The organism is Sphingomonas glacialis, assembly GCF_014653575.1.
In the GTDB taxonomy this organism is placed as follows: Bacteria; Pseudomonadota; Alphaproteobacteria; order Sphingomonadales; family Sphingomonadaceae; genus Sphingomonas; species Sphingomonas glacialis.
Genome location: NZ_BNAQ01000001.1, coordinates 917,714 through 943,174, shown reverse-complemented (window position 1 = coordinate 943,174; position 25,461 = coordinate 917,714). Strand labels below are relative to the sequence as shown.

General features: G+C 65.3%; 31 protein-coding genes and 1 tRNA gene. 23 read left to right on the top strand and 9 right to left on the bottom strand.

What is annotated here, in order from left to right:
* Positions 1-36: 36 nt before the first annotated feature.
* Entirely contained in the window at positions 37-1,518 is a 1,482-nt protein-coding gene (locus IE187_RS04495; protein WP_189675251.1) for an FGGY family carbohydrate kinase, read from the bottom strand.
* Positions 1,519-1,573: 55 nt separating this feature from the next.
* Here IE187_RS04495 and IE187_RS04490 point away from each other — a divergent pair, with 55 nt between their 5' ends.
* Complete coding sequence (locus tag IE187_RS04490) at positions 1,574-2,788, top strand: AI-2E family transporter (protein WP_133189412.1); 1,215 nt, start codon at positions 1,574-1,576, stop codon at positions 2,786-2,788.
* 44 nt (positions 2,789-2,832) lie between these two features.
* Positions 2,833-2,909: transfer RNA gene (locus IE187_RS04485), tRNA-Asp, on the top strand.
* Between the two features lie 141 nt (positions 2,910-3,050).
* On the opposite strand, the gene IE187_RS04480 is transcribed toward IE187_RS04485, so the two are convergent.
* The 4 genes from IE187_RS04480 to IE187_RS04465 form a co-directional block, all read right to left on the bottom strand.
* The gene (locus IE187_RS04480; protein WP_189675250.1) at positions 3,051-3,260 is read right to left on the bottom strand and encodes a DUF2842 domain-containing protein; all 210 of its coding nucleotides are present in this window, start codon (positions 3,258-3,260) and stop codon (positions 3,051-3,053) included.
* Complete coding sequence (locus IE187_RS04475; RefSeq protein ID WP_229839223.1) at positions 3,257-3,802, bottom strand: 5-formyltetrahydrofolate cyclo-ligase; 546 nt, start codon at positions 3,800-3,802, stop codon at positions 3,257-3,259. Before IE187_RS04475 ends, IE187_RS04480 begins: the two co-directional genes overlap by 4 nt.
* A 306-nt stretch (positions 3,803-4,108) precedes the next feature.
* Complete coding sequence (locus IE187_RS04470) at positions 4,109-4,396, bottom strand: cell division protein ZapA (RefSeq protein WP_133189409.1); 288 nt, start codon at positions 4,394-4,396, stop codon at positions 4,109-4,111.
* A complete protein-coding gene (locus tag IE187_RS04465) occupies positions 4,396-4,584 on the bottom strand; it encodes a hypothetical protein (RefSeq protein ID WP_133189408.1) in 189 nt (62 codons plus the stop codon). Before IE187_RS04465 ends, IE187_RS04470 begins: the two co-directional genes overlap by 1 nt.
* 178 nt (positions 4,585-4,762) lie before the next feature.
* Here IE187_RS04465 and gap point away from each other — a divergent pair, with 178 nt between their 5' ends.
* The 3 genes from gap (at position 4,763) to IE187_RS04450 (ending at position 7,552) form a co-directional block, all read left to right on the top strand.
* Positions 4,763-5,773 carry a type I glyceraldehyde-3-phosphate dehydrogenase gene (gene gap, locus IE187_RS04460; protein WP_133189407.1) on the top strand — a complete coding sequence of 337 codons (1,011 nt, stop codon included), beginning with the start codon at positions 4,763-4,765 and terminating at the stop codon, positions 5,771-5,773.
* A 169-nt stretch (positions 5,774-5,942) separates the two neighbouring features.
* Positions 5,943-6,350, top strand: coding sequence for an MOSC domain-containing protein (locus IE187_RS04455; protein WP_189675588.1), 408 nt, complete (start codon positions 5,943-5,945; stop codon positions 6,348-6,350).
* On the top strand, positions 6,347-7,552 hold the full coding sequence (locus IE187_RS04450; RefSeq protein ID WP_229839222.1) for a phosphoglycerate kinase: 1,206 nt from the start codon (positions 6,347-6,349) through the stop codon (positions 7,550-7,552). The genes IE187_RS04455 and IE187_RS04450 overlap by 4 nt, the downstream gene beginning before the upstream one ends.
* A 55-nt stretch (positions 7,553-7,607) precedes the next feature.
* On the opposite strand, the gene IE187_RS04445 is transcribed toward IE187_RS04450, so the two are convergent.
* Positions 7,608-8,114, bottom strand: coding sequence for a TlpA family protein disulfide reductase (locus tag IE187_RS04445; protein ID WP_189675248.1), 507 nt, complete (start codon positions 8,112-8,114; stop codon positions 7,608-7,610).
* 48 nt (positions 8,115-8,162) lie between these two features.
* Positions 8,163-9,368 carry an MFS transporter gene (locus IE187_RS04440; RefSeq protein ID WP_189675247.1) on the bottom strand — a complete coding sequence of 402 codons (1,206 nt, stop codon included), beginning with the start codon at positions 9,366-9,368 and terminating at the stop codon, positions 8,163-8,165.
* Between the two features lie 135 nt (positions 9,369-9,503).
* Between IE187_RS04440 and IE187_RS04435 the strand changes: the two genes are divergently transcribed.
* Genes IE187_RS04435 through IE187_RS04415 form a run of 5 tightly spaced genes read left to right on the top strand, consistent with a single transcriptional unit; the run spans position 9,504 to position 12,063 of the window.
* Entirely contained in the window at positions 9,504-10,412 is a 909-nt protein-coding gene (locus IE187_RS04435; protein WP_189675246.1) for a class I fructose-bisphosphate aldolase, read from the top strand.
* A gap of 36 nt (positions 10,413-10,448) precedes the next feature.
* Positions 10,449-10,898: a hypothetical protein gene (locus IE187_RS04430; RefSeq protein WP_189675245.1), complete on the top strand. Its 450-nt coding sequence runs from the start codon at positions 10,449-10,451 to the stop codon at positions 10,896-10,898.
* Positions 10,888-11,586 carry a thiamine phosphate synthase gene (gene thiE / locus IE187_RS04425; RefSeq protein WP_189675244.1) on the top strand — a complete coding sequence of 233 codons (699 nt, stop codon included), beginning with the start codon at positions 10,888-10,890 and terminating at the stop codon, positions 11,584-11,586. The genes IE187_RS04430 and thiE overlap by 11 nt, the downstream gene beginning before the upstream one ends.
* A 32-nt stretch (positions 11,587-11,618) precedes the next feature.
* Positions 11,619-11,813, top strand: a complete 195-nt coding sequence (relB, locus tag IE187_RS04420; protein WP_133189394.1) for a type II toxin-antitoxin system RelB family antitoxin — start codon at positions 11,619-11,621, stop codon at positions 11,811-11,813.
* Positions 11,791-12,063 (top strand): type II toxin-antitoxin system RelE/ParE family toxin, encoded by a 273-nt coding sequence (locus tag IE187_RS04415; RefSeq protein ID WP_133189392.1) that lies wholly within the window; start codon positions 11,791-11,793, stop codon positions 12,061-12,063. Before relB ends, IE187_RS04415 begins: the two co-directional genes overlap by 23 nt.
* Before the next feature lie 4 nt (positions 12,064-12,067).
* Here IE187_RS04415 and IE187_RS04410 read toward each other — a convergent pair whose 3' ends face one another.
* Positions 12,068-12,613, bottom strand: a complete 546-nt coding sequence (locus IE187_RS04410) for a peptidoglycan L,D-endopeptidase MepK (RefSeq protein ID WP_189675243.1) — start codon at positions 12,611-12,613, stop codon at positions 12,068-12,070.
* Between the two features lie 79 nt (positions 12,614-12,692).
* On the opposite strand from IE187_RS04410, the gene IE187_RS04405 reads away from it, so the two are divergent.
* From IE187_RS04405 to IE187_RS04390, 4 genes are all read left to right on the top strand, one after another.
* Positions 12,693-13,709 (top strand): L,D-transpeptidase family protein, encoded by a 1,017-nt coding sequence (locus IE187_RS04405; RefSeq protein WP_189675242.1) that lies wholly within the window; start codon positions 12,693-12,695, stop codon positions 13,707-13,709.
* 4 nt (positions 13,710-13,713) lie between these two features.
* Complete coding sequence (locus IE187_RS04400; protein ID WP_189675241.1) at positions 13,714-14,322, top strand: M23 family metallopeptidase; 609 nt, start codon at positions 13,714-13,716, stop codon at positions 14,320-14,322.
* A 57-nt stretch (positions 14,323-14,379) separates the two neighbouring features.
* Positions 14,380-14,943 (top strand): elongation factor P, encoded by a 564-nt coding sequence (efp, locus tag IE187_RS04395; RefSeq protein ID WP_010187254.1) that lies wholly within the window; start codon positions 14,380-14,382, stop codon positions 14,941-14,943.
* A gap of 186 nt (positions 14,944-15,129) precedes the next feature.
* A complete protein-coding gene (locus IE187_RS04390; RefSeq protein WP_133189384.1) occupies positions 15,130-15,942 on the top strand; it encodes an inositol monophosphatase family protein in 813 nt (270 codons plus the stop codon).
* 40 nt (positions 15,943-15,982) lie between these two features.
* Here the strand turns inward: IE187_RS04390 and IE187_RS04385 are convergent, their stop codons facing one another.
* Positions 15,983-16,630, bottom strand: coding sequence for a hypothetical protein (locus tag IE187_RS04385; protein WP_229839221.1), 648 nt, complete (start codon positions 16,628-16,630; stop codon positions 15,983-15,985).
* Between the two features lie 181 nt (positions 16,631-16,811).
* Here IE187_RS04385 and ndhC point away from each other — a divergent pair, with 181 nt between their 5' ends.
* From ndhC to nuoI, 9 genes are read left to right on the top strand one after another with little or no spacing between them, the layout of a single operon-like run.
* On the top strand, positions 16,812-17,186 hold the full coding sequence (ndhC, locus tag IE187_RS04380) for an NADH-quinone oxidoreductase subunit A (protein ID WP_133189380.1): 375 nt from the start codon (positions 16,812-16,814) through the stop codon (positions 17,184-17,186).
* Positions 17,177-17,755, top strand: a complete 579-nt coding sequence (locus IE187_RS04375; RefSeq protein ID WP_229839220.1) for a NuoB/complex I 20 kDa subunit family protein — start codon at positions 17,177-17,179, stop codon at positions 17,753-17,755. The genes ndhC and IE187_RS04375 overlap by 10 nt, the downstream gene beginning before the upstream one ends.
* Entirely contained in the window at positions 17,752-18,576 is an 825-nt protein-coding gene (locus IE187_RS04370) for an NADH-quinone oxidoreductase subunit C (RefSeq protein ID WP_189675239.1), read from the top strand. Before IE187_RS04375 ends, IE187_RS04370 begins: the two co-directional genes overlap by 4 nt.
* Positions 18,573-19,808: an NADH-quinone oxidoreductase subunit D gene (locus tag IE187_RS04365; RefSeq protein ID WP_133189376.1), complete on the top strand. Its 1,236-nt coding sequence runs from the start codon at positions 18,573-18,575 to the stop codon at positions 19,806-19,808. The genes IE187_RS04370 and IE187_RS04365 overlap by 4 nt, the downstream gene beginning before the upstream one ends.
* Positions 19,808-20,476 (top strand): complex I 24 kDa subunit family protein, encoded by a 669-nt coding sequence (locus IE187_RS04360; protein WP_189675238.1) that lies wholly within the window; start codon positions 19,808-19,810, stop codon positions 20,474-20,476. Before IE187_RS04365 ends, IE187_RS04360 begins: the two co-directional genes overlap by 1 nt.
* Positions 20,476-21,780 carry an NADH-quinone oxidoreductase subunit NuoF gene (nuoF, locus tag IE187_RS04355; RefSeq protein WP_189675237.1) on the top strand — a complete coding sequence of 435 codons (1,305 nt, stop codon included), beginning with the start codon at positions 20,476-20,478 and terminating at the stop codon, positions 21,778-21,780. Before IE187_RS04360 ends, nuoF begins: the two co-directional genes overlap by 1 nt.
* The gene (gene nuoG, locus IE187_RS04350) at positions 21,780-23,780 is read left to right on the top strand and encodes an NADH-quinone oxidoreductase subunit NuoG (RefSeq protein ID WP_189675236.1); all 2,001 of its coding nucleotides are present in this window, start codon (positions 21,780-21,782) and stop codon (positions 23,778-23,780) included. The genes nuoF and nuoG overlap by 1 nt, the downstream gene beginning before the upstream one ends.
* Positions 23,777-24,946, top strand: a complete 1,170-nt coding sequence (gene nuoH, locus IE187_RS04345; protein ID WP_189675235.1) for an NADH-quinone oxidoreductase subunit NuoH — start codon at positions 23,777-23,779, stop codon at positions 24,944-24,946. Before nuoG ends, nuoH begins: the two co-directional genes overlap by 4 nt.
* The gene (gene nuoI, locus IE187_RS04340; RefSeq protein ID WP_133189365.1) at positions 24,943-25,428 is read left to right on the top strand and encodes an NADH-quinone oxidoreductase subunit NuoI; all 486 of its coding nucleotides are present in this window, start codon (positions 24,943-24,945) and stop codon (positions 25,426-25,428) included. Before nuoH ends, nuoI begins: the two co-directional genes overlap by 4 nt.
* Positions 25,429-25,461: the final 33 nt, after the last annotated feature.

Here is a 25,461-nt window from a genome sequence, read left to right as displayed (position 1 = left end):
TGGGTAACAGCGCGGTCGCGCGACGCCTGCCGCGCTTCACGGCGCCGCGATGACGCGTTGGACGGCGGCGCGCCAGCCGTCGAGCCGCGCGTCACGCGCATCGGCGGCAATTTGCGGTTCGAACGTTTCGACCGCACCACGCATCACGCTCGCCGCGGCGAGATCGGCGAACAGACCGCAGCCGATCCCGGCGAGCATCGCCGCGCCGAGCGCGGTGGTCTCGGCGAACTTGGGCCGTTCGACGCAGACGCCGAGGATGTCGGCCATGTCCTGCGCCATCCAGTTGTTGGCGACCATCCCGCCGTCGATCCGCACGCTTTTCCAGTCGACCCCGTCGGCGGCAAAGGCGGTCTTGAGGTCGTGCGCCTGGTGCGCCATCGCTTCGAGCGCGGCACGGACGATATGCGCCTTGCCGGTCGAGAAGCTCAGGCCCGAGATCGATCCGCGCGCGTCGGGCTCCCACCACGGCGCGCCGAGCCCCGAAAGTGCGGGGACGCAATAGACGCCGCCATTGTCGGCCACGCTGTGCGCAAGCGCCTCGGTCTCGGCCGCGCTGCCGATCAGCCCGACCTCGTCGCGCAGCCATTTGATCAAGCTGCCCGCGACAAACACCGATCCCTCGAGCGCATAGGCGCGCCGCCCGTCGAGTTGCCACACGATCGTCGAGAGCAAGCGATTGCGCGATGTGGGGGGCGTCGGGCCGGCCTGGCTCAGCACGAACGCGCCGGTGCCGAAGGTCGCCTTGGTTTCGCCGACCTTGAGGCACGATTGGCCGATCGTCGCGGCTTGCTGGTCGCCCGCGATGCCGCAGATCGGGATCGCGGCGCCGAACAGCGTCGTCTCGCCGAAGCTGCCTGCGCAATCGACGATCTCGGGCAAGGCGGCACGCGGTGCGCCGAACAGGTCGATCAACCCGTCGTCCCAATTGCCGCTGCCGATCGCCATCAGCGCGGTGCGGCTGGCATTGGTCGCATCGGTGATGTGCAGGCCGCCCCGATTTTCGTTGGCCGTCAGCTTCCAGATCAGCCAGCTCTCGACGGTGCCGACCGCCAGACGCTTGCCCGCCGCCTTGACCTCTGGCCAGTTCTGCATCGCCCAGCCGATCTTGCTCCCCGAGAAATACGGGTCGAGCAGCAGGCCGGTCTTGGCCTGGACCATCGGTTCGTTGCCGGCCTCCTTAAGGTCCCGGCAGGTCGCGGCGGTGCGACGGTCCTGCCAGACGATTGCCGGGCTCAAGGGCTCGCCGGTCTCGCGGTCCCAGAAGACGACGGTCTCGCGCTGGTTGGTGATCCCGATCGCCGCGATCTTCTCGGCACCGCCCGCCTCCGCGATCACGGCGCGAGTCACCGCGAGCGTCTTCTCCCAGATTTCGCGCGCGTCATGCTCGACTCGCCCGGGGGCCGGATAGTGCTGGGTGAGTTCGAGCGCCTTGGTCGCGCGGCACTGGCCGTCGGGCTGGAACAGCATGGCACGAGTCGAGGTCGTGCCTTCGTCGATAACGAGGAGAAGATCGGACATAAGGCTATGGCTAGCGCCGTTTGCATGGCGTGGGAATGCCGCTACGGTCGCGCGCATGGCAGAACGCGACAACAGCACGAGCGGGGCGTTCGAACTCCCCCCGGTTCCGACCGAGGAGCCCGAGGATGAATGGCGGATCGCGATGCGGCGCGATCGCTTGCTCGCGGCGCTGACGCTCATTGCCGGCGTGGGGCTGGCAGTCGCCTTGCCGTTCGCGCTCAAGGCGGGGGCGGAGTTCTTCCTGCCGACGACCGCGGCGCTGGTGATCGCGATCGCGCTGGTGCCGATCCTCGAATGGCTCGAGCGGCGGCGCGTGCCATCTGCCCTCGCTGCGCTGACGTGCGTGTTGCTGTTCCTCGTTGCGGCGAACGTCGCGCTGGCGGCGATCATCGTGCCCGCCACCGAATTCTTTCGGCGGTTGCCCGAGCGGATCGACCGCATCCAGATGAACATCGCTCCGCTGATCGATCTGTACGCGAGCTTCCAGAAATACCTCAATCGCACCGTGCAGCACCTCGCCGCGACGGGCCCGGTCAAGGCGCCACCGACGGCTGCGGTGACGCCGCCGAGCTCGATCCTCGAACTCGCCGCGAGCTTTGCGCCGTCGGTGATCGTCCAGGTGTTCTTCGGGATCCTCGTCGTCTTCTTCTTCCTGTCGGGCTGGACGCGTCTGCGTCGCCGCACGATCACCAGCCGCTCGAGCTTCGGCGGCGCGATGGCGACCGCGCGCGTCATCCAGAACGTGGTCGACGATACCTCGGCCTATCTCGGGACGATCACGATCATCAACCTCGCGCTCGGACTGGCGATTTCGGGGCTGCTGTACGTGATGGGCATGCCGTTTCCGCTGATGTGGGGCGGGATCGTCGCCTTGCTCAATTACGTACCCTATTTCGGGCCGATCACCGCCGCGCTGCTGCTCGCGCTCGGCGGGTTGATGACCTTTCACGACATCTGGGTGGCGCTGGTGCCGGCGTTCGTGATGATCGGCTGCCATCTGGTCGAGGCCAATGCGATCACCCCGCTGATCGTCGGGCACCGCCTGACGATCAACCCGATCATGATTCTCGTGTCGATTTCGTTCTGGTCGTGGGTGTGGGGGACGGCGGGAACGCTACTCGCCGTGCCGTTGCTGATTATCCTGCAAACCGTGCTGGGGGCGGCGGGGAAACCCGATATCGCCGGTTTCCTGTTTGAACACGGGACCTTGACCCAGCGCCGCCGCAGCAATTTTGCAAATTCTTCGGAAGAAGGTGAAACGGGCGGTTGACAGTCAGGAGTCACCCCCATAGAGACGCGCCTCACGCTGAATAAGCGGGTGTAGCTCAGTTGGTTAGAGCGCCGGCCTGTCACGCCGGAGGTCGCGGGTTCGAGTCCCGTCACTCGCGCCATTCCCTCGATTGGGATGGCGTTTCGCGGACTTAGATCCCAGACATTGCATTATGTAACTCCGGCCACGGCTCATGCTTCAGCCAGATTGCACGTGCGCGTTTGCAGCACGCGGGGACATCGCCCCGCGAATCATGCCCGGTTCACCAGATGCCGGTTTCCATCCACGCCAGCATGCGCCGAAGCGGCAAGACCCAGATCCAGGCGACGCCCGCGACAAGGTAGAACAGCGCTTGCAGCAGCGGGTGCCACTGGCCGACGACGCCCGACAGACTCGCCGCGACGACGCACCACAGGCCGATCAAGGCGAGGATGGCGAGCATACCGACCGGTTTGCGCCAGCTAGGGGTCATCGACGTTCGCTCCATCCGGTTTCGGTGATGATCGCGTGGAGCGGCATGTCCCACGGATCGGTCGGCAAGCTGTCGACCTGTTGCACGCTCCACGCAACACCGATGCGGCGGGCGTGCGGGAATTGCGCGAAGGCGCGGTCGTAATAGCCGGCGCCCTGGCCGAGCCGGTCGAGCTTGGCGTCGAACGCGAGCAGCGGTGTCAGGATGATGTGGGGGACTAGCGCGCTTGCATGGCTGGTGGGCTGGCTGAGGCCATAGGGCCCCGCGTGGAGGGCAGCTTCGGTATCCCAGGCAAGGAAGCGCATCGGTTCGGTGCGAATCGTCACATGCGGCAGCGCGATGTGGCATCCGGCCTCGACTGCGGCGCGGGCGAGCGGGGCGGGGTCGGCTTCGCTGCCGACCGGCATGTAGGATGTGACCGTCAGGCCGGGCGTGAGCAGCGCAAGCAATTCTGGCGGCGGCACGATGGCGGGAGGGCCGTCTGCGAAGAAGGCGTCGCGCGCGGCGCGGATGCGCGCGCGCAGAGCCCGTTTGTCGATCACGCGCCGTCGCCCCGGCGTAGGCCGGGGCCGCTGTGTCGGGCGCGTAAGGCTGGCCATGCGCGCGCCGCTGGCCGGCCCCGGCCTGCGCCGGGGCGACGGGGGTGTCGCAAGGTATGGAAAGCGGTGGCGGGACCGCCGTGGCCGTGTGCCGGGTTATCCTCTGACGCGCGGTACGTCAGGTGGGGATCATGTGCTTCGGGCCAAGACCCTAGCAGGGACAACCCCCTTGGATGATGAATAGCCTCAGGGATAATAAAGGCTCGTACCGGGCAGTGCCCGCCACCGATCGATATAGGCGCTGTGCCGCTATTGCTCAAGGGAGTTGGCGAGCGATTCGAGCCGCTCCGCGATCGTGGTGAGCAGCACCTCGTCCTTTATCTCGGCCGGGCGGCGATTGGCCTCCTCGAGCGAGTCGGCGAGCATCAGCGCGACGAACATCATCGTGCGCTCGCCGCTGAGCCCGCCCGAAGCGCGCACCGCCATCGGCCAATGCGCGTCGAGCATCGCGGCGAGCCGGCGCAACTGGTCCTCCTGCCCGTCGGGCGAGGAGACGACGTGGCGACGATCGCCGATCTCGAGCGTGACGTCGGCCATCAGGCTTCGCTCTCGCGTGCGATCACGGCGTCGAGCGCCGAGACGGCTTCGGCCATGCGCGCGCGCAGCTTTTCGTGGCGCTTCTGGAGGGCGGCGGTGCTGGCGGTGCGGGCGGCGGCGGCGGCTTCGATGCGCTCCAGCGCGCGGTCGATGCGGTCGAGGGTCGAAGCGGTGGAGGTGTCTGCCATTCCGAGTGAGATAGCATGGCGCACCGCCCGAACAAGGCGGGTTCGTGCGCACGCCGCCCCACTCGCCGCGCGTTCGGGGCGGTTGACGCGCTGCCCGCGCGCCCGCAAAGACGCGCGCATCGAAGAAGAGTCGGCGGCGCGCCGCCGATCGACCGCAAAGCTTTAAGGAGCCAGGACGATGACGATCAAGGTAGCGATCAACGGTTTTGGGCGCATTGGCCGCCTTGTCGCGCGTGCAGTGCTCGAACGCGGTGACACGGGTCTCGAACTGGTGGCGATCAACGATCTCGCCGACGCCAAGTCGAACGCCTGGCTGTTCAGCCGCGATTCGGTCCACGGCAAATATCCCGGCGAGGTTTCGGCCGAGGGGAACGATCTCGTCGTCGACGGTAAGCGCATCCGCGTCACTGCCGAGCGCGACCCCGCCAATCTCCCGCACAAGGAACTCGGCGTCGACATCGTGCTCGAATGCACCGGCTTCTTTACCGACCGCGAGAGCTGCCAGAAGCATCTCGACGCGGGCGCCAAGAAGGTGCTGATCTCGGCACCGGGCAAGGGCGTCGACCTGACCGTCGTGTTCGGCGTCAACCATGACAAGCTGACCGCCGAGCACACGATCGTGTCGAACGCCTCGTGCACGACCAACTGCCTCGCACCCGTCGCCAAGGTGCTGAACGATGCGATCGGCATCGAGCGCGGCCTGATGACGACGGTTCATGCGTACACCAACGACCAGAAGATCCTCGACCAGATCCACCCGGACCTGCGCCGCGCACGCGCCGCTGCGATGTCGATGATCCCGACCACCACCGGTGCGGCGCGCGCCGTCGGCGAAGTGCTTCCCGAGCTCAAGGGCAAGCTTGACGGCTCGGCGATCCGTGTTCCCGTTCCCGACGGCAGCCTGATCGACCTGACCTTCATGCCGTCGCGCGAGACGACCAAGGACGAGGTCAACGCGATCCTCAAGGCAGCGTCGGAGAGCGGTCCGCTCAAGGGCGTGCTGGTCTATTCGGACGAGCCGCTCGTCTCGATCGATATCGTCCACACGCCGGCGTCGTCGACGATCGACAGCCTCGAGACCGCGGTGATGGACGGCAAGCTCGTCCGCGTCGTCAGCTGGTACGACAACGAATGGGGCTTCTCGAACCGGATGGTCGATACCGCCGGCGCGATGGGGAAGTTCCTCTAAGGTGACCTCGACCACCGCCCGTCATCCCCGCGAAAGCGGGGATCCCGCTTTTTCTGCAACGACGGACAAAAGCGGGACCCCCGCCTCCGCGGGGGTGACGGGGGGTAGGTTGAGTACGGTGCTCGGAACCTTGGCGGGCATCGCGCGCCACGGCCGACCCAAAGGGCCGATGGAGACCGTCGATCATGTCGAGGTCACGCTCGATGGCGGGATCCACGGCGACTTTCGCGGAACGATAAAGCCCGGTGGCAAGGGGCGGCGGCAGGTCACGTTGATCGAGCGTGCCGACTGGGACGCCGCGATGGAAGAGGTCGGCCACAGCCTGCCGTGGTTCGAGCGGCGTTCGAACCTGCTCGTCGAAGGCCTTGATCTGCCACAGCGCGCCGGCACCAAAGTGCATATCGGGGACGATGTCGTCCTCACCATCACACGCGAGACCGATCCGTGCGAACGGATGGAAGCGCTCGCGCCCGGCTTGAAGGCAGCATTGCTGCCCGATTGGCGCGGCGGCGCTTGTTCGCGTGTTCTTGTCGGCGGGATCATCCGCGTCGGCGATTCAATCAGGGTGGAACCATGACGGATTCTTCAGTGACGCGCGCTTTCAAGACCCTCGATGACATGGGCGACGTGCGCGGAAAGCGCGTGCTGGTCCGCGAAGATCTCAACGTCCCCATGGCAGACGGAAAAGTCAGCGATGACACGCGCTTCCGCGCAACCTTGCCGACGGTGACCGAACTGTCCGACAAGGGCGCGATCGTGCTGATCCTCGCGCATTTCGGGCGGCCCAAGGGCATGCGCAATCCCGATATGTCGCTCGCCTTGCTCACCAAGCCGTACGAGACCGTCCTCGGCCGTCCGGTCCAGTTCGTCGACTATGACGGCGCGGCGGATGCGATGGCGAACCTGCAGCCGGGCGATGTCGCAATTCTCGAGAATACGCGCTTCAATGCCGGCGAGGAAAAGAACGACCCCGCGTTTGCGGCGCAACTCGCCGCGCTCGGCGATTTCTACGTCAACGATGCTTTCTCGGCCGCACACCGCGCACACGCCTCGACCGAGGGGCTCGCGCATCTGCTCCCGGCGTTTGCGGGGCGCGCGATGGAGACCGAGCTCGACGCGCTCGACAAGGCGCTCGGCAATCCCGAGCATCCCGTCGCGGCGGTGGTCGGTGGCGCCAAGGTGTCGACCAAGCTCGACGTGCTCAAGCATCTCGTCGCACGCGTCGATCATCTCATCATCGGTGGCGGGATGGCGAACACCTTCCTTGCGGCGCGCGGTGTCGATGTCGGGAAAAGCCTGTGCGAGCATGAGCTTACAGGCACTGCCGAAGAGATCTTCGCAGCAGCCGAGCAAGCCAATTGCACGATCCATCTGCCCTATGACGTCGTGGTGGCGAAGGAATTCCGCGCCAACCCGCCGGTCCGTACCGTCAACGTCCATGAGGTCGCCGCCGACGAGATGATCCTCGACGTGGGGCCAGCCGCGACCGAGGCGCTTGCCGACGTGCTCAAGAACTGCCGCACGCTGGTGTGGAACGGCCCGCTCGGCGCGTTCGAGACGCCGCCGTTCGACACCGCAACCGTCGCGCTGGCGAAGACCGCGGCGGCGCTGACCAAGAGCGGCTCGCTCGTTTCGGTCGCGGGGGGCGGCGATACCGTCGCGGCGCTCAACCAGGCGGGCGCGGCCGACGACTTCACCTTCGTCTCGACCGCGGGTGGTGCGTTCCTGGAATGGATGGAAGGCAAGGACTTGCCGGGGGTTGCTGCGCTTTCGCGGTAAACGGCCGGCCGACCGTCTCCTTCCCCGGCACGTGCCGGGGAGGGGCGGTCGCGGCTCACCCCGCCGGCACGGGCTCCTGGAGCAGTGGCACGAGCAGCGCGTTGAGTTCACCGAGCTCGAACGCGTTGGCCTTGGCGTAGCGCAGGCGCCCGGCGCGATCGATGATGAAGTTGGTCGGCACGCCCGCCATCGCGGCATAGGGCCCCTTGATCCGCCGCGCCGATTGCATGTGCATCACCGCGAACAGCTTCTTCAGCTGGAACGGCTGGAGCGAATCCTCGGTCGCGATCGCGAAGACCTTGAGGCCGTGGCCTTTCTGCGCTTCGTAATACGCGTCGAGCAGTGGTAGCTCCTGCTTGCACGGCCCGCACCACGTCGCCCAGAAGTTGAGCACGACGACGTGCCCGTGAAGCTGGTCGGAGGAAACCTTGCTGCCGTCGATCAGCGTCAGTTCGAACGGCGGGGCGAGCTCGCCGACCTTGGGTTGCGGGCTCGCGCCCGCAAATAGCGCAGCCGCAGCAACCAGCGCCAAGCTGCAAGAAAATCTCGATAAAATCCGCATCGCTACGCCCCCGTAAGCGCACGAGAGTGTCGCGGATCGCGCGGGCGGTCAATCCTTGGCGAGCTCGGCCTCGGGCGCGGACGGGCGATCGAACAGCAGATAGAGCAGCAACGCCAAACCGCCGATCGCAGCGCCGATCAGGCTCGAGAACGACCAGCCGCCCGCCGCGAAGCTCGCGCTGCCGATCAGCGATCCGCTCGCGCCGAAGACGAAGACGATCGTCATATAGGCGGCATTGATCCGCCCGCCGGCCGCGCTGTCGAGCCCGAAGATGATGCGTTGCCCCGAAATCTGGTTGAGCTGCACCGCGGCGTCGATCAGCACCGCGGTCACCGCAAACGCGATCAGCGCCCCGGCTGCGACGACCAGGTCGGCGGCGATGAACGACAGCATCAGCAGCGCCAGCGCGACGAGCGTCGTCGCGCGCGCGTGGCCCTTGTCGGCGAGATAGCCGGCAATTGGTGCCGCAAGCGCGCCGCCCGCGCCGGCGAGCGCGAACAAGGCGATGCCGTTCGCCCCCAGCCTGAAGCGCTGCGTGAGGACGAGCGGCGCCGCGGTCCAGAACAGATTGAACGCGATGAACAGCAGCGCCTGGTACGCCGCGCGCAGCCGCAGCGCGGGATAGCGCCGCAGCAGTTCGAGCGAGGAGGCCAGCAGCGCGGAATAGGTGAGGGTGCTGTCAGGACGTCGCGATGGCAGCATCAGCAGCAAGGCGAGGCCGACCAATGCGGTGACGCCAGCCGACCAGAAGAACAAGGCGCGCCACCCCAGCGCGCCGGCAACGAAGCTCGCGACCGGTCGCGCGAGCATGATCCCGGTAAGCAGTCCGCTCATCACCAGCCCGATCGTCCGGCCTTGGCGCGCTTCGCTGCTGAGCTTGGCGGCAAGCGGAACGAGGACTTGCGCGCCGACCGAGCAAATCCCGGTGGCGAGTGCTGCTATCAGGAAGGTCCGCGGCCCCTCCGCCAGCGCGATGCCGATGCAGCCGAGCGCCGCGCCGACGGTAGCGATGATGATCAGCCGCTTGTTCTCGATCAGATCGGACAGCGGCACGATGAAGGCGAGGCCAAGGCCGTAGCCAAGCTGGGTCAGCGTGACGATGCCGCCGGCCGCCGACGGCGACAGGCCGATGTCGGGGCCGATCATGCCGATCAGCGTCTGGGCATAATAGAGGTTGGCCACCATCGCCCCGCAGGCGACCGCCATAAGGGCGGTGACGGCGGGGGACAGGTCATGCGTATCGGGATCACTCATGCCGCCTGCGAAAGCGCGCGCGGCGACGAAAGGCAAGTGCGCAGGTCGCAATCGCCTAGCCCACGATTGCTGCGTTGCAGTCCATTGCCGGGCTGACTATCAGCCGCACAAAGAGTCACAACCGGAGAGCTGTCGATGACCCCAATAGTTCAAGCCATTCTCGACAAATATGAGTCGGATAGCCCTGCTACCAAGGCAAATCTTGCGCGCATCCTGATGCACGGCAAGCTCGGCGGCACCGGAAAATTGGTGATTCTCCCGGTCGATCAGGGCTTCGAACATGGCCCGGCGCGCAGCTTCGCGGTGAATCCGGCGGCGTATGACCCGCATTATCACTGGCAGCTTGCGGTCGACGCCGGCCTCTCGGCATTCGCTGCACCGCTCGGCATGATCGAGGCGGGCGCACAGACCTTTGCCGGCCAGCTCCCGACGATCCTCAAGGTCAACAGCTCGAACAGCTGGGCGCAAGGCGCCAACCAGGCGGTGACGGGTTCGGTCGAGGACGCGGTGCGGCTCGGCTGCGCGGCGATCGGCTTCACCATCTATCCGGGTTCGGACGATTTGTTCGAGATGATCGGCCAGATCCGCGAAATGTCCGCCGAAGCCAAGTCGGTCGGCATCGCCACGGTGATCTGGTCGTACCCGCGTGGCGGCGTGCTGCCCAAGTCGGGCGAGCTCGCGCTCGACGTCGGCGCCTATGCCGCGCACATGGCGGCATTGCTCGGCGCGCACATCATCAAGGTCAAGCTGCCGAGCGATCACATCGAGCAGAAAGAGGCCAAGCCGATGTACGAGGGCACCGACTGGTCGAACCAGGCGGACCGCGTCAAGCACGTCGTCCAGTCGAGCTTTGCCGGGCGCCGGATCGTCGTGTTCTCGGGCGGCGCGGCGAAGGGGTCGGACGCGGTCTATCAAGACGCGCGCGACATTCGCGACGGCGGCGGCAACGGCTCGATCATCGGGCGCAACACCTTCCAGCGCCCGCGCGACGAAGCGCTCGAGATGCTCGCCAAGATCGTCGCAATCTACAAGAACGAGGAATAAGCCGTGGAATTCGCCTATCATCGGAGTTTGGCTCCGATGATAGGCGTTCTGCTCGGCATCGCGATCGTCGAGATGCTGGTGGTGCATCTCGTCGTCGTCGCATGGCTCGGCTGGTGGGCGGCGCTGGTCGCTGGCGTGCTCGATGCCTCGCTGGTGATTGCGCTGATCGGCCTGATCCGATCGTTCCGGCGCCTGCCCGTGACGCTGGCGGATGGCGTGCTGACGATGCGCGCCGGGTGGCTGAAGAGTGTGACGATGCCCGTGGCGCAGATCGCGGGGCTGCGCGCCAGCTGGGATGCAGCGGCGATCAAGCAGCGTGGTGTCCTCAACCTTGCTTTGGCAAGCTGGCCGAACGTTGTCGTCGATCTCCACCCGCCGCTCGCCACGCGGCGCGGCGGGCAACTCCACGCAGTCGCGCACAAGCTCGATGATCCGGTGGCTTTCCATGCCGCGATCGCGGCGCTATCGCGCAGCGATGGACATTGAAGATGCACGCGGCGAAGATCCGCTCGGCCCGCTTGACCCCAATTTCGCGGCACGCTTCACGCGCGACATCCGCCGGCCGCCGTGCCAGCTCTATCTCGTCTCGCCGCTCGACGTCACCGGCGGCTTCGCCGATCGTTTGAAGCGCGCGCTCGACGGCGGGCCGGTCGCGGCGTTCCAGTTCCGCGTCAAGGACGTCGACCAGCACGTCGCCGCCGCGCTTGCCGATCCGCTGCAGCGGATCTGTGCCGATGCCGATGTCGCCTTCATCGTCAACGACAGCATCGCGCTCGCCAAGCGGCTCGGCGCCGATGGCGTGCATCTCGGCCAGGAAGACGGCGACCCGCGCGAGGCGCGCAGCGAATTGGGGACGACGGCGCAAATCGGCGTGTCGTGCCACGACAGCCGCCACCTCGCGATGGAAGCGGGCGAGGCTGGGGCGGACTATGTCGCGTTCGGCGCTTTCTATCCGACGACGACGAAGGTGACCGACCATGTCGCCGATCCGGTGCTGCTGAGCTGGTGGACGACGGTGTTCGAAATCCCCTGCGTCGCGATCGGCGGGATCACCCCGGCCAATGCCGCGCCGCTGGTTGCGGCAGGTGCGGACTTCGTCGCGGTATCGAGCGCGGTGTGGGGCGGCGATGAGGCCGCTGCGGTTCAGGCCTTCGCAGCGGTGCTCGCTGGCTAGAGGCTGGCGCGGATTCGTGCTACAGCGAAGGCATGGCCAAGCTGTCTCCGATCGAGTCCGAATTCGCCACCACCGAGGAGGCCGAGGCGTATGACGTTTGGTTTCGGGCGAAGGTGCAGGAGGCGCTCGATGAGCCGGGGCCGGGCATCCCGCATGATGTGGTCATGGCCGAGATGCGTGCGCTGATCGAATCGAAGAAGCGCGATGCGGCTGATCTGGGACGATAGAGCCGTAGACGATTTTCGCGGGATCCTCGGGTACATCGGGGACCGTAACCCTACCGCCGCCACACGGCTCAACGATGCAGTGGATCGGACGCTGGAACTGATTACGTCCAATCCGTATCTTTATCGTCGCGGACGCGTCGGCCCGACGCGCGAAGCGGTCGTGACCCCGAATTATGTCGTCGTCTACCGGGTCGACGATGATCTCGTTAGGGTCGTCCGCGTGTTGCACACACGTCAGAGCTACCCCTGACGCGTCACCAATGCCGCACGCGGCCCGTATCGACATGCACGAACCCGTCGCGCGGATAGAACCCCACACCGCCGCCACCCAGCGCCAACGCCGCGCCGTGCAACCGATCAAGCCGCACGCCAGCGACCTTGATGTCGGTCGCCTTGCCCAGCATGTGCTGGCTCTGGCTCGCAACGCCGGTGTGCGAACCGCCCCGGGCGCGCAGCGAGGCGTTGGTGGCGGGCGATCGGTAGCCCGAAATAAGGTCGATCTTGGTACGGCCGCCCAATTCCAGCTTGTCGCGCAGCCTCACGAGCAAGGCGAGCAGCCGGCGGTCCATCGCGGTTGCCTGGCCGGTGCGCCAGTCGCGCAGGCCGTGGTTGAGCTCGGCCAAGCCTTGCGGAACGAACGATCCGTTGCGCGCGAACAGCGCGTCGACGCTCTCGCCGGTGTGGACGTTGCGGATCGCGAGGCGCCACTCGGTGCCTATGGCGACCGCGGGAAGCGGGAAGGCGAGCGCCACACCGCCGGCAAGCACGCCGCCGATCAGGCCCCGTCGCGAAAGTTTCATTTCGGGTTCGCGTAAAGTGTCGGACACAAGCGTGTCACAAGTCGTTGTCTGCATAGTGAATATGTAGGAGCCGAGCGTAATGCGGAAAATGGTGGCCGGAACGGCCTGTCTGGCGATAGCCTCCTTTGGGCTGATCGCCGCTGCCGCGCCGGGAACAAAAGCTGCGTCCGCCGCGACCAAGCTTGATCCTTCCACGCTCCACGTTCAAGTGATCCTCGATCATCTCGGTTTCTCGCCCGGCGTACTAGATGGTCGTGAGGGTAAGTCGCTGGTTGCCGCATTGAAGGGCTTTCAGGAAACGCGCGGTCTTCAGCAAACCGGCGCGATGGATAAGCCGACGCTGCAGGCACTGTATCCCGATCGTAAGTGGCGCCCGACCGTGATCGTGACGCTGACGCCGGAAATGCTTGCGGGCCCATACATCAACCCGCTGCCGAAGGACCCGGCGCTGCAGGCGAAGCTGCCGCAGCTTGGCTATCGCACTACGATGGAGAAGCTCGGCGAGATGTTCCACACCACGCCAGCGGTGCTGGTCGAGCTCAACAGCCCGACGACGCCGCTCAAGGCGGGCAGCAAGATCGTCGTCCCGAACGCAATCGCGACGTCGATGGCGTACAATCCGAAACTGCCGGAGAAATGGCGGCAGACCCTGGCCTCGCTCAACGTCGACTCAACTGAGCCGGCAGGCGCCAAGATCGTGGTGAGCAAATCGCGCGAAGTGCTGCGCGTGCTCGACAAGGACGGCAAGCTCGTCGCGCAGTTCATGGCGACGATGGGCAGCGAGCATGATCCGCTGCCGATCGGCACGTGGAAGATCAACGGCCCGTCGTATAACCCGCCATTTCATTACAACCCCAAGCTGTTCTGGGATGCCAAGGGCAGCGCGAAGGCCGCCTTGCTTCCGCCGGGGCCGAACGGTCCTGTCGGCGTGGTGTGGCTCGATCTTTCGAAGGAGCATTACGGCATCCACGGGACGCCCTCGCCCGAGACGATCGGTCGCGCCGAAAGCCATGGCTGCATCCGCCTGACCAATTGGGACGCCGCGCGGCTCGCGATGATGGTCAAGCCTGGCACGCCGGCCATTTTCGAGAAGTGACCGCGTGAGCCGGGTTGCGCGTTTCGTTCTGATCTCGCTGGCGATCATGGCGGCGGCGTGGATCGCGCTGCTCGCCTTGCTGCCGGAGGCCTCGCGCCGGATCGGTGGCAGCGCCGAGCGATCGCCCGCCGTGAAGTCCCCGCCAGCGGTCGGTGCGGCGGGGGAGGGCGCAGTGCTCGCGGTCCCGATCGGCGGCGTGCGGCGACACGATGTTCGCGAGTCGTGGGGCGATCCGCGCGAAAACGGGCTGCGCGAACATCATGGCACCGACCTGGCAGCGCCTGCCAACACGCCGGTTTTGGCGGCGGCGCCCGGTACCGTTGAGAAGCTCTGGACCAGCGTCGCGGGCGGGACGACCGTGTACGTCCGTTCGCCGGCGCGGAACTGGACCTATTATTATGCTCATCTCAGCGGCTATGCGCCGGGCCTTCATGAGGGCCAGTCGGTCAAGGTCGGGGCCGTGCTCGGCTATGTCGGCGACACCGGGAATGCCGGCGCCGGCAATTTCCACCTGCATTTCGGTCTGACGCACACCACGCCCGACCAGCATTGGTACGAAGGCATGGACGTCGATCCCTACCCCTATCTTGCCGGAAAGGCCTTGCCCCGCTAAGGCGCACGTCCGCGCGGCGTGCCGTGCGCTTGGCTCTTTCCAACTACAGGCTCCCCCATGAAGATCAACGCGGTCGAAATTCGTCCCGGCAATATCCTGGAATATGAAGGCGGTATCTGGAAGACCGTCAAGATCCAGCATACCCAGCCGGGTAAGGGCGGGGCCTATATGCAGGTCGAAATGAAGAACCTCATCGACGGCCGCAAGACCAATGTCCGCTTCCGTTCGGCCGAAAGCGTCGAGAAAGTCCGTATGGACACGGTCGATTTCCAGTATCTGTTCCGCGAGGGCGACACGCTGACCTTCATGGACAAGATCAATTACGAGCAGATCACGCTCGACGCCGGCATTCTCGGCGACGCGGCGGCGTTCCTGCAGGACGGTATGGACGTCGTCATGGAGCTCTGGGACGAGCGCCCGATTTCGGTGCAGCTCCCCGACACGATCGAAGCGACGATCGTCGAGGCCGATGCCGTGGTGAAGGGGCAGACAGCGTCTTCGTCGTACAAGCCCGCAATCCTCGAGAACGGGGTGCGCGTGATGGTGCCGCCGCATATCGGGGCTGGCACGCGGATCGTCGTCGATGTGTACGAGCAGACCTACGTCCGCCGCGCGGACTGATCAATTCTCCCTAGCCCTCTCCCGCCTTCGCGGGAGAGGGTTGGGTGAGGGCCTTCTTCTAATCGACGCGCCGAACGAAGAAGGCCCTCACCGACTACGACTAGGCCCGCCCGAAGATGGCGGACCAAGTCTCCGTAGCCTCTCCCGCGCGCGGGAGAGGGCAAGAGTCTCTATCGAGTATAGCCAATGCCCTCCCATTCCGGCCTCATGACGATCATCGACCGCGCGGTCCGCAAGGCCGGCCCGCGGCTGCGGCGCGACTTCAACGAAGTCCAGCAGCTTCAGGTCAGCCGCAAGGGGCCCGCCGACTTCGTGTCGATGGCCGACGAGCGCGCCGAGCAGACGATCTACGAGGAATTGTCGCGCGCGCGCCCCGATTGGGGTTTTCTGATGGAAGAGCGCGGCGAAGTCCCCGGCGACCCCAACAAGCCGCGCTTCATCGTCGATCCGCTCGATGGCACGACCAACTTCCTCCACGGCATCCCGCATTTCTCGATCTCGATCGCAGTCGAGGAGACGCTGCCCAACGGCAAGCGCGAGATCACCTCGGCGATGGTCTATCAGCCGATCACCGACGAAGCCTTCTGGGCCGAAAAGGGCCGCGGCGCGTGGGTGCAGGAGCAGCGGCTGCGCGTCTCGGCACGCCGCGACCTCTCCGATTCGCTGATCGCGACGGGCATTCCCTTCCTCGGCCACGGCAATTTCACCGAGTGGAGCCGGATTTTCGGCGCGATCGCGCCCGAAGTCGCTGGCATCCGCCGGATGGGCTCGGCCGCGCTCGATCTCGCCTGGGTCGCGGCGGGGCGGTACGACGGCTATTGGGAAAGCGGCCTCAAGCCGTGGGACGTCGCGGCGGGCATGCTGCTGGTCAAGGAAGCCGGCGGTTTCGTCAGCGATTTCCGTGGCAGCGACCAGATGATGCAGCGCAGCGAGATTCTTGCGGCAAACGACGCGCTGCAGTCGCGACTGCACAAGCTGCTCGCAAACGCGCTGCGGTAATCGGACCAAAGCCCCTCCCTTGAAGGGGAGGGGCAAGAATTTATCGGGTCTGCGCGCCGGTTAGGCCATGCGCCGCGCGATAATGGTCGACCGCGATCAATATCCCCGCGATCTCGGCCGGGGCAAAGCCTTCATCCCGCTCGGCGCCGGTTTTCGCCTTCAGACGATATTTCCACACCGCGACCCGGCCCGGCAGGTACTTCGCCGCGAGCGTGCGCAGCAGCGTCTCGTCGACCGGGAAAGCGAAGGTCTCGAGATACGCGCACCCGACATAGACGCGGCACGATCCGCGGTAGCGGCCGATGGGGATGAGCGGCACCGACACCGGTCCGTCGGGCGTTTCGTAGTTCACCACCTCGAACCGAGCACGGTGCTGCTCGGTGTAGCGCACCATATGATAGACCTGGAACCGCGTCTCGCCGCTCGTCTTGTCGACGAACGCCCGAAAGAAGCCGTCGTCGTTGACGATCCTGAGCAGCCCGTCGTGCTGCTGCCAGCCGCGCATCGTGGATATCGTCGCGACGGTCTCGAGCGCGTCGTCCTTCACATCGGCCGCGGCGGCGAATTGATCGGGCGTCATCGCGAAAAGTGCGCCGACTTGGTGGGGCAGGGGATCGGCAGATGCGCTGGCGGGCGCCGCGGCCGCCATTAAAACCGCCAGCCGAAGCACGATATGCCGCGCGCGCATTGCCATCCCCCGATGCTCGTCCCCGCTAAGAGTTTGACGCATCGCGATTGTACGTCAAGCGCGACGCTTCGCCGGGCTTGTTGCGATTCATTCTCACGCCTCTAAGCCTTGCTCGCTCCGGGGCATCGTCCTAAAGCCCCGGGCATCCGTTCGCACATGCGAGAAGCACCCAAGGCTGATCATGCTCGACCTGTCGCAATATCTCCCGATTCTGCTGTTCCTGGGCGTAGCCCTGGTGCTGTCGAGCGCCTTCGTGTTCCTGCCGATTCTGGCGGCACGCTTTACCGGCGCGCACAAGCCTACCGCCGAAAAGCTCAGCGAATATGAGTGCGGCTTCCCCGCATTCGAGGATCCGCGCAGCCAGTTCGACGTGCGCTTCTACCTCGTCGCCATCCTGTTCATCATCTTCGATCTGGAAGCGGCGTTTCTCTATCCCTGGGCCGTATCGGTCTTCAAACTCGGTTGGGTCGCCTGGGGCTCGATGATGCTGTTCATCGTCGAACTCGCGCTCGGCCTCGTCTATGCATGGAAGAAGGGAGCGCTCGAATGGGAGTAGCACCAAGCCTGCCCGGTCACTCGGGCCCCGTCGAACTGCTGCGGCAGCCGAGCGGCAGCGACATCATCCAGCCCGATCAGGCGTTCTTCAACGATCTGAATGGCGAACTCGGCGACAAGGGTTTCCTCGTCACCTCGACCGAGGATCTGTTTCACTGGGCGCGCACTGGCTCGCTGTGGTGGATGACGTTCGGTCTGGCGTGCTGCGCGGTCGAAATGATCCACGTCAACATGCCGCGTTACGATCTCGAGCGCTTTGGCGCCGCACCGCGCGCGTCGCCGCGCCAGTCGGACGTGATGATCGTCGCCGGCACGCTGTGCAACAAGATGGCCCCGGCGCTGCGCAAGGTCTACGACCAGATGTCGGAGCCGAAATACGTCATCTCGATGGGGTCGTGCGCCAATGGCGGCGGCTATTACCACTATAGCTACTCGGTCGTTCGTGGCTGCGACCGGATCGTTCCGGTCGACATCTACGTGCCGGGCTGCCCGCCGACTGCCGAGGCGCTGCTCTACGGCATCATGCAGCTCCAGCGGAAGATTCGCCGCGTTGGGACGATTGAGAGATGAGGGCGCCTGCACCTGCCTATGTCGCCAATGATGGCGTGATCGAGGCTGCTTCGGCGGCACTCGGTGGCCGTCTGCTGCATTCGCTCGACGCCGTCGGCGAAGTCGCGCTGCACGTCGATCGCGCCTCGCTGGTCGACACAATGGTCGCGCTGCGCGATACGCCCGGTCTCGAATATCAGCAGCTGATGGAAATTGCCGGCGTCGATTATCCCGATCGCGGGGTCGATCGCTTCGAAGTCGTCTATTGCCTGCTATCGTTGACGCGCAATCATCGCATCCGCGTGCATGTGCAGACCGATGACGAGAAGCCGGTACCATCGGTGACGGGCATCTGGCCGGTCGCCGGCTGGCTCGAGCGCGAAGTCTACGACATGTACGGCGTGCTCTTCTCGGGCAATGCCGATCTGCGGCGCATCCTCACCGACTACGGCTTTCGCGGTCATCCGCAGCGCAAGGACTTCCCGCTGAGCGGCTATGTCGAACTGCGCTATTCGGAAGAGGCCAAGCGCGTCGTGTACGAGCCTGTCCAGCTTGCGCAGGATTTCCGGACGTTCGACTTCATGAGCCCGTGGGAAGGCGCCGAATACGTCCTTCCGGGCGACGAGAAGGCTAAGCTGCCCGAAGAGAAGGGCGCGCCGACTCCGCTCAAGGCCGACGAGATCGTCAAGGCCGACGCCAACGTGTCGGCCAAGGCCGCGCCGAGCGACCCGAAGACGACCGAAAGCACCGCGCAATCGGGCGCCGGCAAGCCCGGTCCGAGTGCCGGCGAGAAGCCTGCCGATCCCGACGTCGTTCCCTCCCCCAAGGGGCAGAACCAGTGACAGAGTATCTCGACCAGCTCGAAAAGCGTTTCGACGGCGAAGACCCCGAGGTCGGCGACGTTGAGATTCAGAACTACACGATCAACTTCGGTCCGCAGCATCCCGCGGCGCACGGCGTGCTGCGCCTGGTGATGGAGCTCGACGGCGAGATCATCGAGCGTGTCGATCCGCATGTCGGTCTGCTGCACCGCGGCACCGAGAAGCTGATCGAGTACAAGACCTACATGCAGGCGCTGCCGTATTTCGATCGCCTCGATTACTGCTCTCCGCTGTGCATGGAGCATAGCTATGTGCTCGCGGTCGAGAAATTGCTCGATCTCGAAGTGCCGCTTCGCGCGCAATATCTGCGCGTGCTGTTCGCCGAACTGACGCGCATCTCGAACCACATGCTCAACCTCGGTTCGCACGTCATGGACGTCGGCGCGATGACGCCGAACCTGTGGCTGTTCGAGATCCGCGAAGACTGCATGAACTTCTTCGAGCGCGTCTCGGGCGCGCGCATGCACAGCGCGTACTTCCGTCCGGGCGGCGTCCACCAGGATGCGCCGCTCAAGCTGCTGACCGACATCGCCGACTGGCTCGACACGCGCCTGCCGCGTTTGTTCGAGGATGCGATCTCGCTCGTCGCCGACAACCGCATCTTCAAGCAGCGCAACGTCGATATCGCGACGGTCAGCCGCGACGATGCGATCAAGTGGGGCTTCTCGGGTCCGATGATCCGCGGCTCGGGCATCGCCTGGGATCTGCGCAAGTCGCAGCCGTACGACGTCTACGACCGGATGGACTTCGACGTGCCGGTCGGCACGCGCGGCGATTGCTATGACCGGTTCATGGTGCGCGTCGAGGAAGTCCGCCAGTCGGCGCGGATCATGAAGCAGTGCCTCAACGAGATGCCCGAGGGACCGATCGCGTCGCTCGACCGCAAGGTCGTGCCGCCCAAGCGCGCCGAGATGAAGCGCTCGATGGAGGCGCTGATCCACCACTTCAAGCTCTATACCGAGGGCTTCCACGTGCCGGCCGGCGACGTCTATGTCGCGACCGAAAGCCCCAAGGGCGAGTTCGGCGTGTATCTCGTCGCCGACGGCACCAACAAGCCGTATCGCTGCAAGATCCGGCCGACCGCCTTCTCGCATCTGCAGGCGATGGACTTCATGTCGAAGGGCCACATGCTCGCCGACACGACCGCGATCCTCGGTGCGATGGACATCGTTTTTGGTGAATGTGACCGCTAATGGCTGAAGCCCCCAAGATCCCCGACGAAGCCGAGACCCGCGCGCGCTGGGGCGCGTTCGCCTGGACCGAAGAAAACCAGAAGAAAGCGAACGAGATCCTCGGTCGCTATCCCAAGGGGCGCGAGCAATCCGCTTCGCTGCCGTTGCTCGATCTCGCGCAGCGCCAGGTCGGCGCCGAGACGCAGACGCAAGGCTGGCTGCCGGTTCCGGTGATCGAGTTCGTCGCGCGCCAGATCGGCGTGCCGTACATGCGCGTCTACGAAGTCGTCAGCTTCTATACGATGTTCAACATGGCGCCGGTGGGCCGCTATCACGTCCAGGTCTGCGGCACGACGCCGTGCCTGCTCGGCGGCAGCGACGACGTGCTCTCGGCATGCAAGAACAAGGGTCTGATCAAGGGCCGCACCACGCCCGACGGCATGTTCACGCTCACCGAGGTCGAGTGCCTCGGTGCCTGCGCCAACGCGCCGATGGTCCAGATCAACGACGACAATTTCGAAGACCTGGATTACGACAAGACCACGGCGATCCTCGAGGCACTCGCCACGGGCGGGACGGTGACGCCGGGCTCGCAGACCGGGCGTCGCGACAGCTGCCCGGCGGGCGGGCCGACCTCGCTCACCGCAATGGTCGATGAAAACCACGATTATCGCGAGGAGTGGGCCTGATGCTCGCCGACAAGGATCGCATCTTCACCAACGTCTACGGTTTCCAGCCGTGGAACATCGACGCCGCGATCAAGCGTGGTGATTGGGACAACACCAAGGGCCTTATGGCGCTCGGGCAGGATGCGCTGATCGACGCGGTCAAGGCATCGGGCCTGCGCGGCCGTGGCGGCGCTGGCTTCCCGACCGGCACCAAATGGTCGTTCATGCCCAAGGAGCCAAAGGCCGATCGCCCGAACTTCCTGGTGATCAACGCCGACGAATCCGAGCCGGGTTCGTGCAAGGATCGCGAGATCATCCGTCACGATCCGCACAAGCTGATCGAGGGCGCGCTGATCGCGGGGTTCGCGATGCGCGCGCGTGCGGCCTACATCTACATTCGCGGCGAATATATCCGCGAGGCCGAAGTGCTCTTCGCGGCGATTGCCGAGGCGTATGACAAGGGCTTAATCGGCAAGAACGCTTGCGGGTCGGGCTACGATTTCGACGTGTTCTGCCATCGCGGCGCCGGTGCCTATATTTGCGGCGAAGAGACTGCGATGCTCGAGAGCCTCGAGGGCAAGAAGGGCCAGCCGCGCCTGAAGCCGCCGTTCCCGGCAGGGGCGGGGCTCTACGGCTGCCCGACGACAGTCAACAATGTCGAGTCGATCGCGGTCGTCCCGACGATCCTGCGCCGCTCGCCGGAGTGGTTCGCCAGCTTCGGCGCGGAGAACAACCGCGGCACCAAGCTGTTCCAGATCAGCGGCCATGTGAACAAGCCGTGCGTCGTCGAAGAGGCGATGTCGATCACCTTCCGCGAGCTGATCGAGACGCATTGCGGCGGGATTCGCGGCGGCTGGGACAATTTGCTCGCGGTCATCCCCGGCGGCTCCTCGGTGCCGCTCGTTCCGGCGGCCGAGATCATGGACTGCCCGATGGACTTCGACGGCCTCAAGAAGGTCGGCTCGGGGCTCGGCACCGCGGCGATCATCGTGATGGACAAGTCGACCGACATCGTCCGCGCGATCAGCCGCCTCTCGTACTTCTACAAGCATGAGAGCTGCGGCCAGTGCACGCCGTGCCGCGAGGGCACCGGCTGGATGTGGCGCGTGATGGAGCGGATGCGCACTGGCGACGCCGACATCTCCGAGATCGACACGCTGTATCAAGTGACCAAGCAGGTCGAAGGCCACACGATCTGTGCGCTCGGCGATGCCGCGGCGTGGCCGATCCAGGGCCTGATCAAGCACTTCCGCCCCGAGATGGAGCGGCGGATTACGGAAAAGCGCGGTGGTGGTCTCTCGCCGATGATGGAAGCGGCTGAATAATGCCTATTGTCAAAGTCGATGGCGTCGAAGTCGAAGTGCCCGCTGGTGCCACCGTGCTCCAGGCGTGCGAGATCGCCGGCAAGGAAATCCCGCGCTTCTGCTATCATGAGCGCCTGAGCATCGCCGGCAATTGCCGGATGTGCCTGGTCGAGGTGAAGCCCGGCCCGCCCAAGCCGCAAGCGTCGTGCGCGCTGCCGGCGGCGGACAAGCAGGAGATCTTCACCAACTCGCCGATGGTCAAGCAGGCGCGTGAAGGGGTGATGGAGTTCCTCCTCATCAACCATCCGCTCGATTGCCCGATCTGCGACCAGGGTGGCGAATGCGACCTGCAGGACCAGAGCCTCGCTTACGGCCGCGGCCACTCGCGCTATGACGAGAACAAGCGCGCGGTCACCGAGAAATATATGGGGCCGATCGTCAAGACGGTGATGACGCGCTGCATCCAGTGCACGCGCTGCATTCGCTTTGCCGAGGAAGTCGCCGGCGTCGAGGAAATCGGCGCGATCGGTCGCGGCGAGGACATGCAGATCGTGTCGTACCTCGAAGGCGCGGTCACGAGCGAGCTTTCGGGCAATGTCGTCGATCTGTGCCCGGTCGGCGCGCTGACCTCGAAGCCTTACGCTTTCGAGGCGCGTCCGTGGGAGCTCAAGAAGACGCTGACGATCGACGTGATGGACGCGGTCGGCACCAACATCCGGCTCGACAGCCGCGGTCGCCAGGTGCTGCGCGCCGTGCCGCGGATCAACGAGGACGTGAACGAGGAGTGGGCGAGCGACAAGACTCGCCACGCCGTCGACGGCCTGGTGCGCAAGCGCCTCGACACGCCGTACATCCGCAAGGACGGCCGTCTCACCAAGGCGACGTGGGACGAAGCGTTCGCTGCCATCGCCGCGGTCGATGCGGGGTCTAGCGTAGCCGCAGTCGCGGGTGATCTGGTCGACGCCGAGACGATGTATGCCGCCAAGGCGCTGCTCGCGAGCATGGGCTCGACCCTGCTCGAAGGCCGCCAGACCGGCATGGATTACGACACGTCGAGCCTCGCCGCGGTCAATTTCAACACGACGATCGCCGGCACCGAAAAGGCCGACGTGATCCTGCTCGTCGGCAGCAATTTGCGCTGGGAAGCGCCGCTGGTGAACACGCGGATCCGCAAGGCGATCAAGAAGGGCGCGAAGGTCTTCGCGATCGGGCCGGAAACCGAGCTGACCTACAAGGTCGAATGGCTCGGCGCCGACCTGGCGCTGCTCGGCAACCTGCCGGAAGCCGTCACCGAGACCTTCGCTTCGGCCGAGCGTCCGATGGTGATCGTCGGCGGGGCGGGGCTCAAGGCGCTCGGCGCCGCGCTCGCGCTGGTTTCGCCGCTTGGCCTCGTCAAGGATGCGTGGAACGGCTTCAACGTCGTTCATATGGCGGCGAGCCGGATGGGTGGTCTGATGCTCGGCTTCGCGCAGAAGGGCGGCATCGCCGACCTCGTCGCGGCGGCGCCCAAGCTCGCATTCTTCCTCGGCGCCGACGAAGTCGATTTCAGCAAATTCGCTGGCAGCTTCAAGGTCTATGTCGGCCACCACGGCGACAAGGGCGCTGCGGCTGCCGACGTGATCCTGCCAGGCGCGAGCTATGCCGAGAAGTCGGGCACTTACGTTAACCTCGAAGGTCGCGTTCAGCGCGGCGAGCGGGCTGTGTTCCCGCCCGGCGACGCGCGCGACGACTGGACGATCTTCCGCGCGCTCTCGGCGGTGCTCGGCAGGACGCTCCCGTTCGATACGCTCGACGAATTGCGTGCCAATATGGCGCTCGATACGCCGGCTTTGGCTACGCTTGGGCTCGCCAGCTTCGACTGGGCACCGCCTGCGCTCGACGCAAGCGCGACCGGCGAGATCACCGGCTATCCGATCCAGGACTTCTACTTGACCAACGCCATCTGCCGCGCGAGCCCGACGATGCAGCGCTGCTCGTCCGAGCTCGTCCACGGTGTCGACTTTGCGGAGGCGGCGGAATGACCTCCTTCTTCACCTATCGCTTCGGCTGGGACTATGGTTGGGCGTGGTTCGCCGCCACGCTGATGGACATCCTGCTCGTCGCGCTGCCGCTGATGCTGTCGGTCGCGATGATCATCTATGCCGATCGCAAGATCTGGGCGTCGATGGCGCTGCGTCGCGGCCCCAACGTGGTCGGGCCGTTCGGCCTGCTCCAGTCGTTCGCCGACGGTCTGAAGGTGTTCCTGCAGGAAACCATCATCCCGTCCGCGTCGAACAAGGTGCTGTTCCTGCTCGCGCCGATCATCACCTTCACGGTGGCGTTGATCGTGTGGGCGGTGGTGCCGTTCGATGCGCGCGCGGCGATCGCCGATATCAATGTCGGTCTGCTCTACGTGCTCGCGGCTTCGTCGCTCGGTGTGTACGGCATCATCCTCGCCGGCTGGTCGTCCAACTCGAAATATCCGTTCTACTCGGCGATCCGCGCTGCGGCGCAGATGGTGTCGTATGAAGTCGCGATCGGCTTCGTGCTGATCTCGATCGTGCTGTGGACCGGCAGCTTCAACCTGACGAACATCGTTCAGGCGCAGAAGGGCATGGGCTTCGGCCTGATCAACGGCTTCTTCATCAACCCGCTGCTCTTCCCGATGGCGGTGGTGTTCTTCATCTCGTCGCTCGCCGAGACGCAGCGCGCACCGTTCGATCTGACCGAGGCGGAGAGCGAGCTCGTCGCCGGCTACCAGACCGAATATTCGTCGATGTCGTTCGCGCTCTACTGGCTTGGCGAATATGCCAACGTCATCCTGATGTGCACGCTCAACGCGACGTTGTTCTGGGGTGGCTATCTGCCGCCGCTCGACATCCCGATCCTGTACATGGTCCCGGGGATCATCTGGCTCTTCCTCAAGATGCTGGTGTTCTTCTTCCTGTTCAGCTGGGTGAAGGCGACCGTGCCGCGGTACCGCTACGACCAGCTGATGCGGCTGGGCTGGAAGATCTTCTTGCCGCTGTCGCTGTTCTGGGTGTTCCTCGTCTCGGGCGTGTTGATGCTCACCCGCGTCGGCACCGAGTGCGCCCCGCAGGACCGGGTCTATTCCAAGCAATATCTCTATGACGATGGTCGTCAGCGCTATCCCACCGATGGCGTGTGCCAGACCGCGTCCGCGAACCAGACGGAGAAGCGCTCGTGAACATCGGGCAGATCATCAAGTCGTACACGCTCTGGGAATTTCTCAAGGCGCACACGCTGACCTTGAAATATTTCTTCAAGGCCAAGGCGACGATCAACTATCCGTTCGAGAAGAACCCGATCTCGCCGCGTTTCCGTGGCGAGCACGTGCTGCGGCGCTATCCGAACGGCGAGGAACGCTGCATCGCGTGCAAGCTGTGCGAGGCGGTGTGCCCGGCACAGGCGATCACGATCGAGGCCGAGCCGCGCGACGACGGCAGCCGCCGCACGACGCGCTACGACATCGACATGACCAAGTGCATCTTCTGCGGCCTGTGCCAGGAAGCCTGCCCGGTCGACGCCGTCGTCGAAGGCCCGAACTTCGAATATGCGACCGAAACGCGCGAAGAGCTGATCTACGACAAGGCGAAACTGCTCGCCAACGGCGACCGCTGGGAAAGCGCCATCGCGGCGAACCTTGCCGCCGATGCACCGTACCGTTAAGCGCCACGCGACTTAGAGGGGCCCACTGATTCC

Coding starts and splice junctions, on each gene's coding strand:
- ndhC (WP_133189380.1), top strand. CDS start 16,812: ATGCTCGACCTGTCGCAATATCTCCCGATTCTGCTGTTCCTGGGCGTA.
- IE187_RS04390 (WP_133189384.1), top strand. CDS start 15,130: ATGCCCTCCCATTCCGGCCTCATGACGATCATCGACCGCGCGGTCCGC.
- gap (WP_133189407.1), top strand. CDS start 4,763: ATGACGATCAAGGTAGCGATCAACGGTTTTGGGCGCATTGGCCGCCTT.
- IE187_RS04370 (WP_189675239.1), top strand. CDS start 17,752: ATGAGGGCGCCTGCACCTGCCTATGTCGCCAATGATGGCGTGATCGAG.
- IE187_RS04415 (WP_133189392.1), top strand. CDS start 11,791: ATGCGGCTGATCTGGGACGATAGAGCCGTAGACGATTTTCGCGGGATC.
- IE187_RS04360 (WP_189675238.1), top strand. CDS start 19,808: ATGGCTGAAGCCCCCAAGATCCCCGACGAAGCCGAGACCCGCGCGCGC.
- IE187_RS04455 (WP_189675588.1), top strand. CDS start 5,943: ATGGAGACCGTCGATCATGTCGAGGTCACGCTCGATGGCGGGATCCAC.
- IE187_RS04490 (WP_133189412.1), top strand. CDS start 1,574: ATGGCAGAACGCGACAACAGCACGAGCGGGGCGTTCGAACTCCCCCCG.
- relB (WP_133189394.1), top strand. CDS start 11,619: ATGGCCAAGCTGTCTCCGATCGAGTCCGAATTCGCCACCACCGAGGAG.
- IE187_RS04480 (WP_189675250.1), bottom strand. CDS start 3,260: ATGACCCCTAGCTGGCGCAAACCGGTCGGTATGCTCGCCATCCTCGCC.
- IE187_RS04430 (WP_189675245.1), top strand. CDS start 10,449: ATGATAGGCGTTCTGCTCGGCATCGCGATCGTCGAGATGCTGGTGGTG.
- nuoH (WP_189675235.1), top strand. CDS start 23,777: ATGACCTCCTTCTTCACCTATCGCTTCGGCTGGGACTATGGTTGGGCG.
- IE187_RS04410 (WP_189675243.1), bottom strand. CDS start 12,613: ATGAAACTTTCGCGACGGGGCCTGATCGGCGGCGTGCTTGCCGGCGGT.
- thiE (WP_189675244.1), top strand. CDS start 10,888: ATGGACATTGAAGATGCACGCGGCGAAGATCCGCTCGGCCCGCTTGAC.
- IE187_RS04445 (WP_189675248.1), bottom strand. CDS start 8,114: ATGCGGATTTTATCGAGATTTTCTTGCAGCTTGGCGCTGGTTGCTGCG.
- efp (WP_010187254.1), top strand. CDS start 14,380: ATGAAGATCAACGCGGTCGAAATTCGTCCCGGCAATATCCTGGAATAT.
- IE187_RS04375 (WP_229839220.1), top strand. CDS start 17,177: ATGGGAGTAGCACCAAGCCTGCCCGGTCACTCGGGCCCCGTCGAACTG.
- IE187_RS04450 (WP_229839222.1), top strand. CDS start 6,347: ATGACGGATTCTTCAGTGACGCGCGCTTTCAAGACCCTCGATGACATG.
- IE187_RS04465 (WP_133189408.1), bottom strand. CDS start 4,584: ATGGCAGACACCTCCACCGCTTCGACCCTCGACCGCATCGACCGCGCG.
- IE187_RS04405 (WP_189675242.1), top strand. CDS start 12,693: ATGCGGAAAATGGTGGCCGGAACGGCCTGTCTGGCGATAGCCTCCTTT.
- IE187_RS04385 (WP_229839221.1), bottom strand. CDS start 16,630: ATGCGCGCGCGGCATATCGTGCTTCGGCTGGCGGTTTTAATGGCGGCC.
- IE187_RS04440 (WP_189675247.1), bottom strand. CDS start 9,368: ATGAGTGATCCCGATACGCATGACCTGTCCCCCGCCGTCACCGCCCTT.
- nuoG (WP_189675236.1), top strand. CDS start 21,780: ATGCCTATTGTCAAAGTCGATGGCGTCGAAGTCGAAGTGCCCGCTGGT.
- IE187_RS04495 (WP_189675251.1), bottom strand. CDS start 1,518: ATGTCCGATCTTCTCCTCGTTATCGACGAAGGCACGACCTCGACTCGT.
- IE187_RS04435 (WP_189675246.1), top strand. CDS start 9,504: ATGACCCCAATAGTTCAAGCCATTCTCGACAAATATGAGTCGGATAGC.
- IE187_RS04470 (WP_133189409.1), bottom strand. CDS start 4,396: ATGGCCGACGTCACGCTCGAGATCGGCGATCGTCGCCACGTCGTCTCC.
- nuoF (WP_189675237.1), top strand. CDS start 20,476: ATGCTCGCCGACAAGGATCGCATCTTCACCAACGTCTACGGTTTCCAG.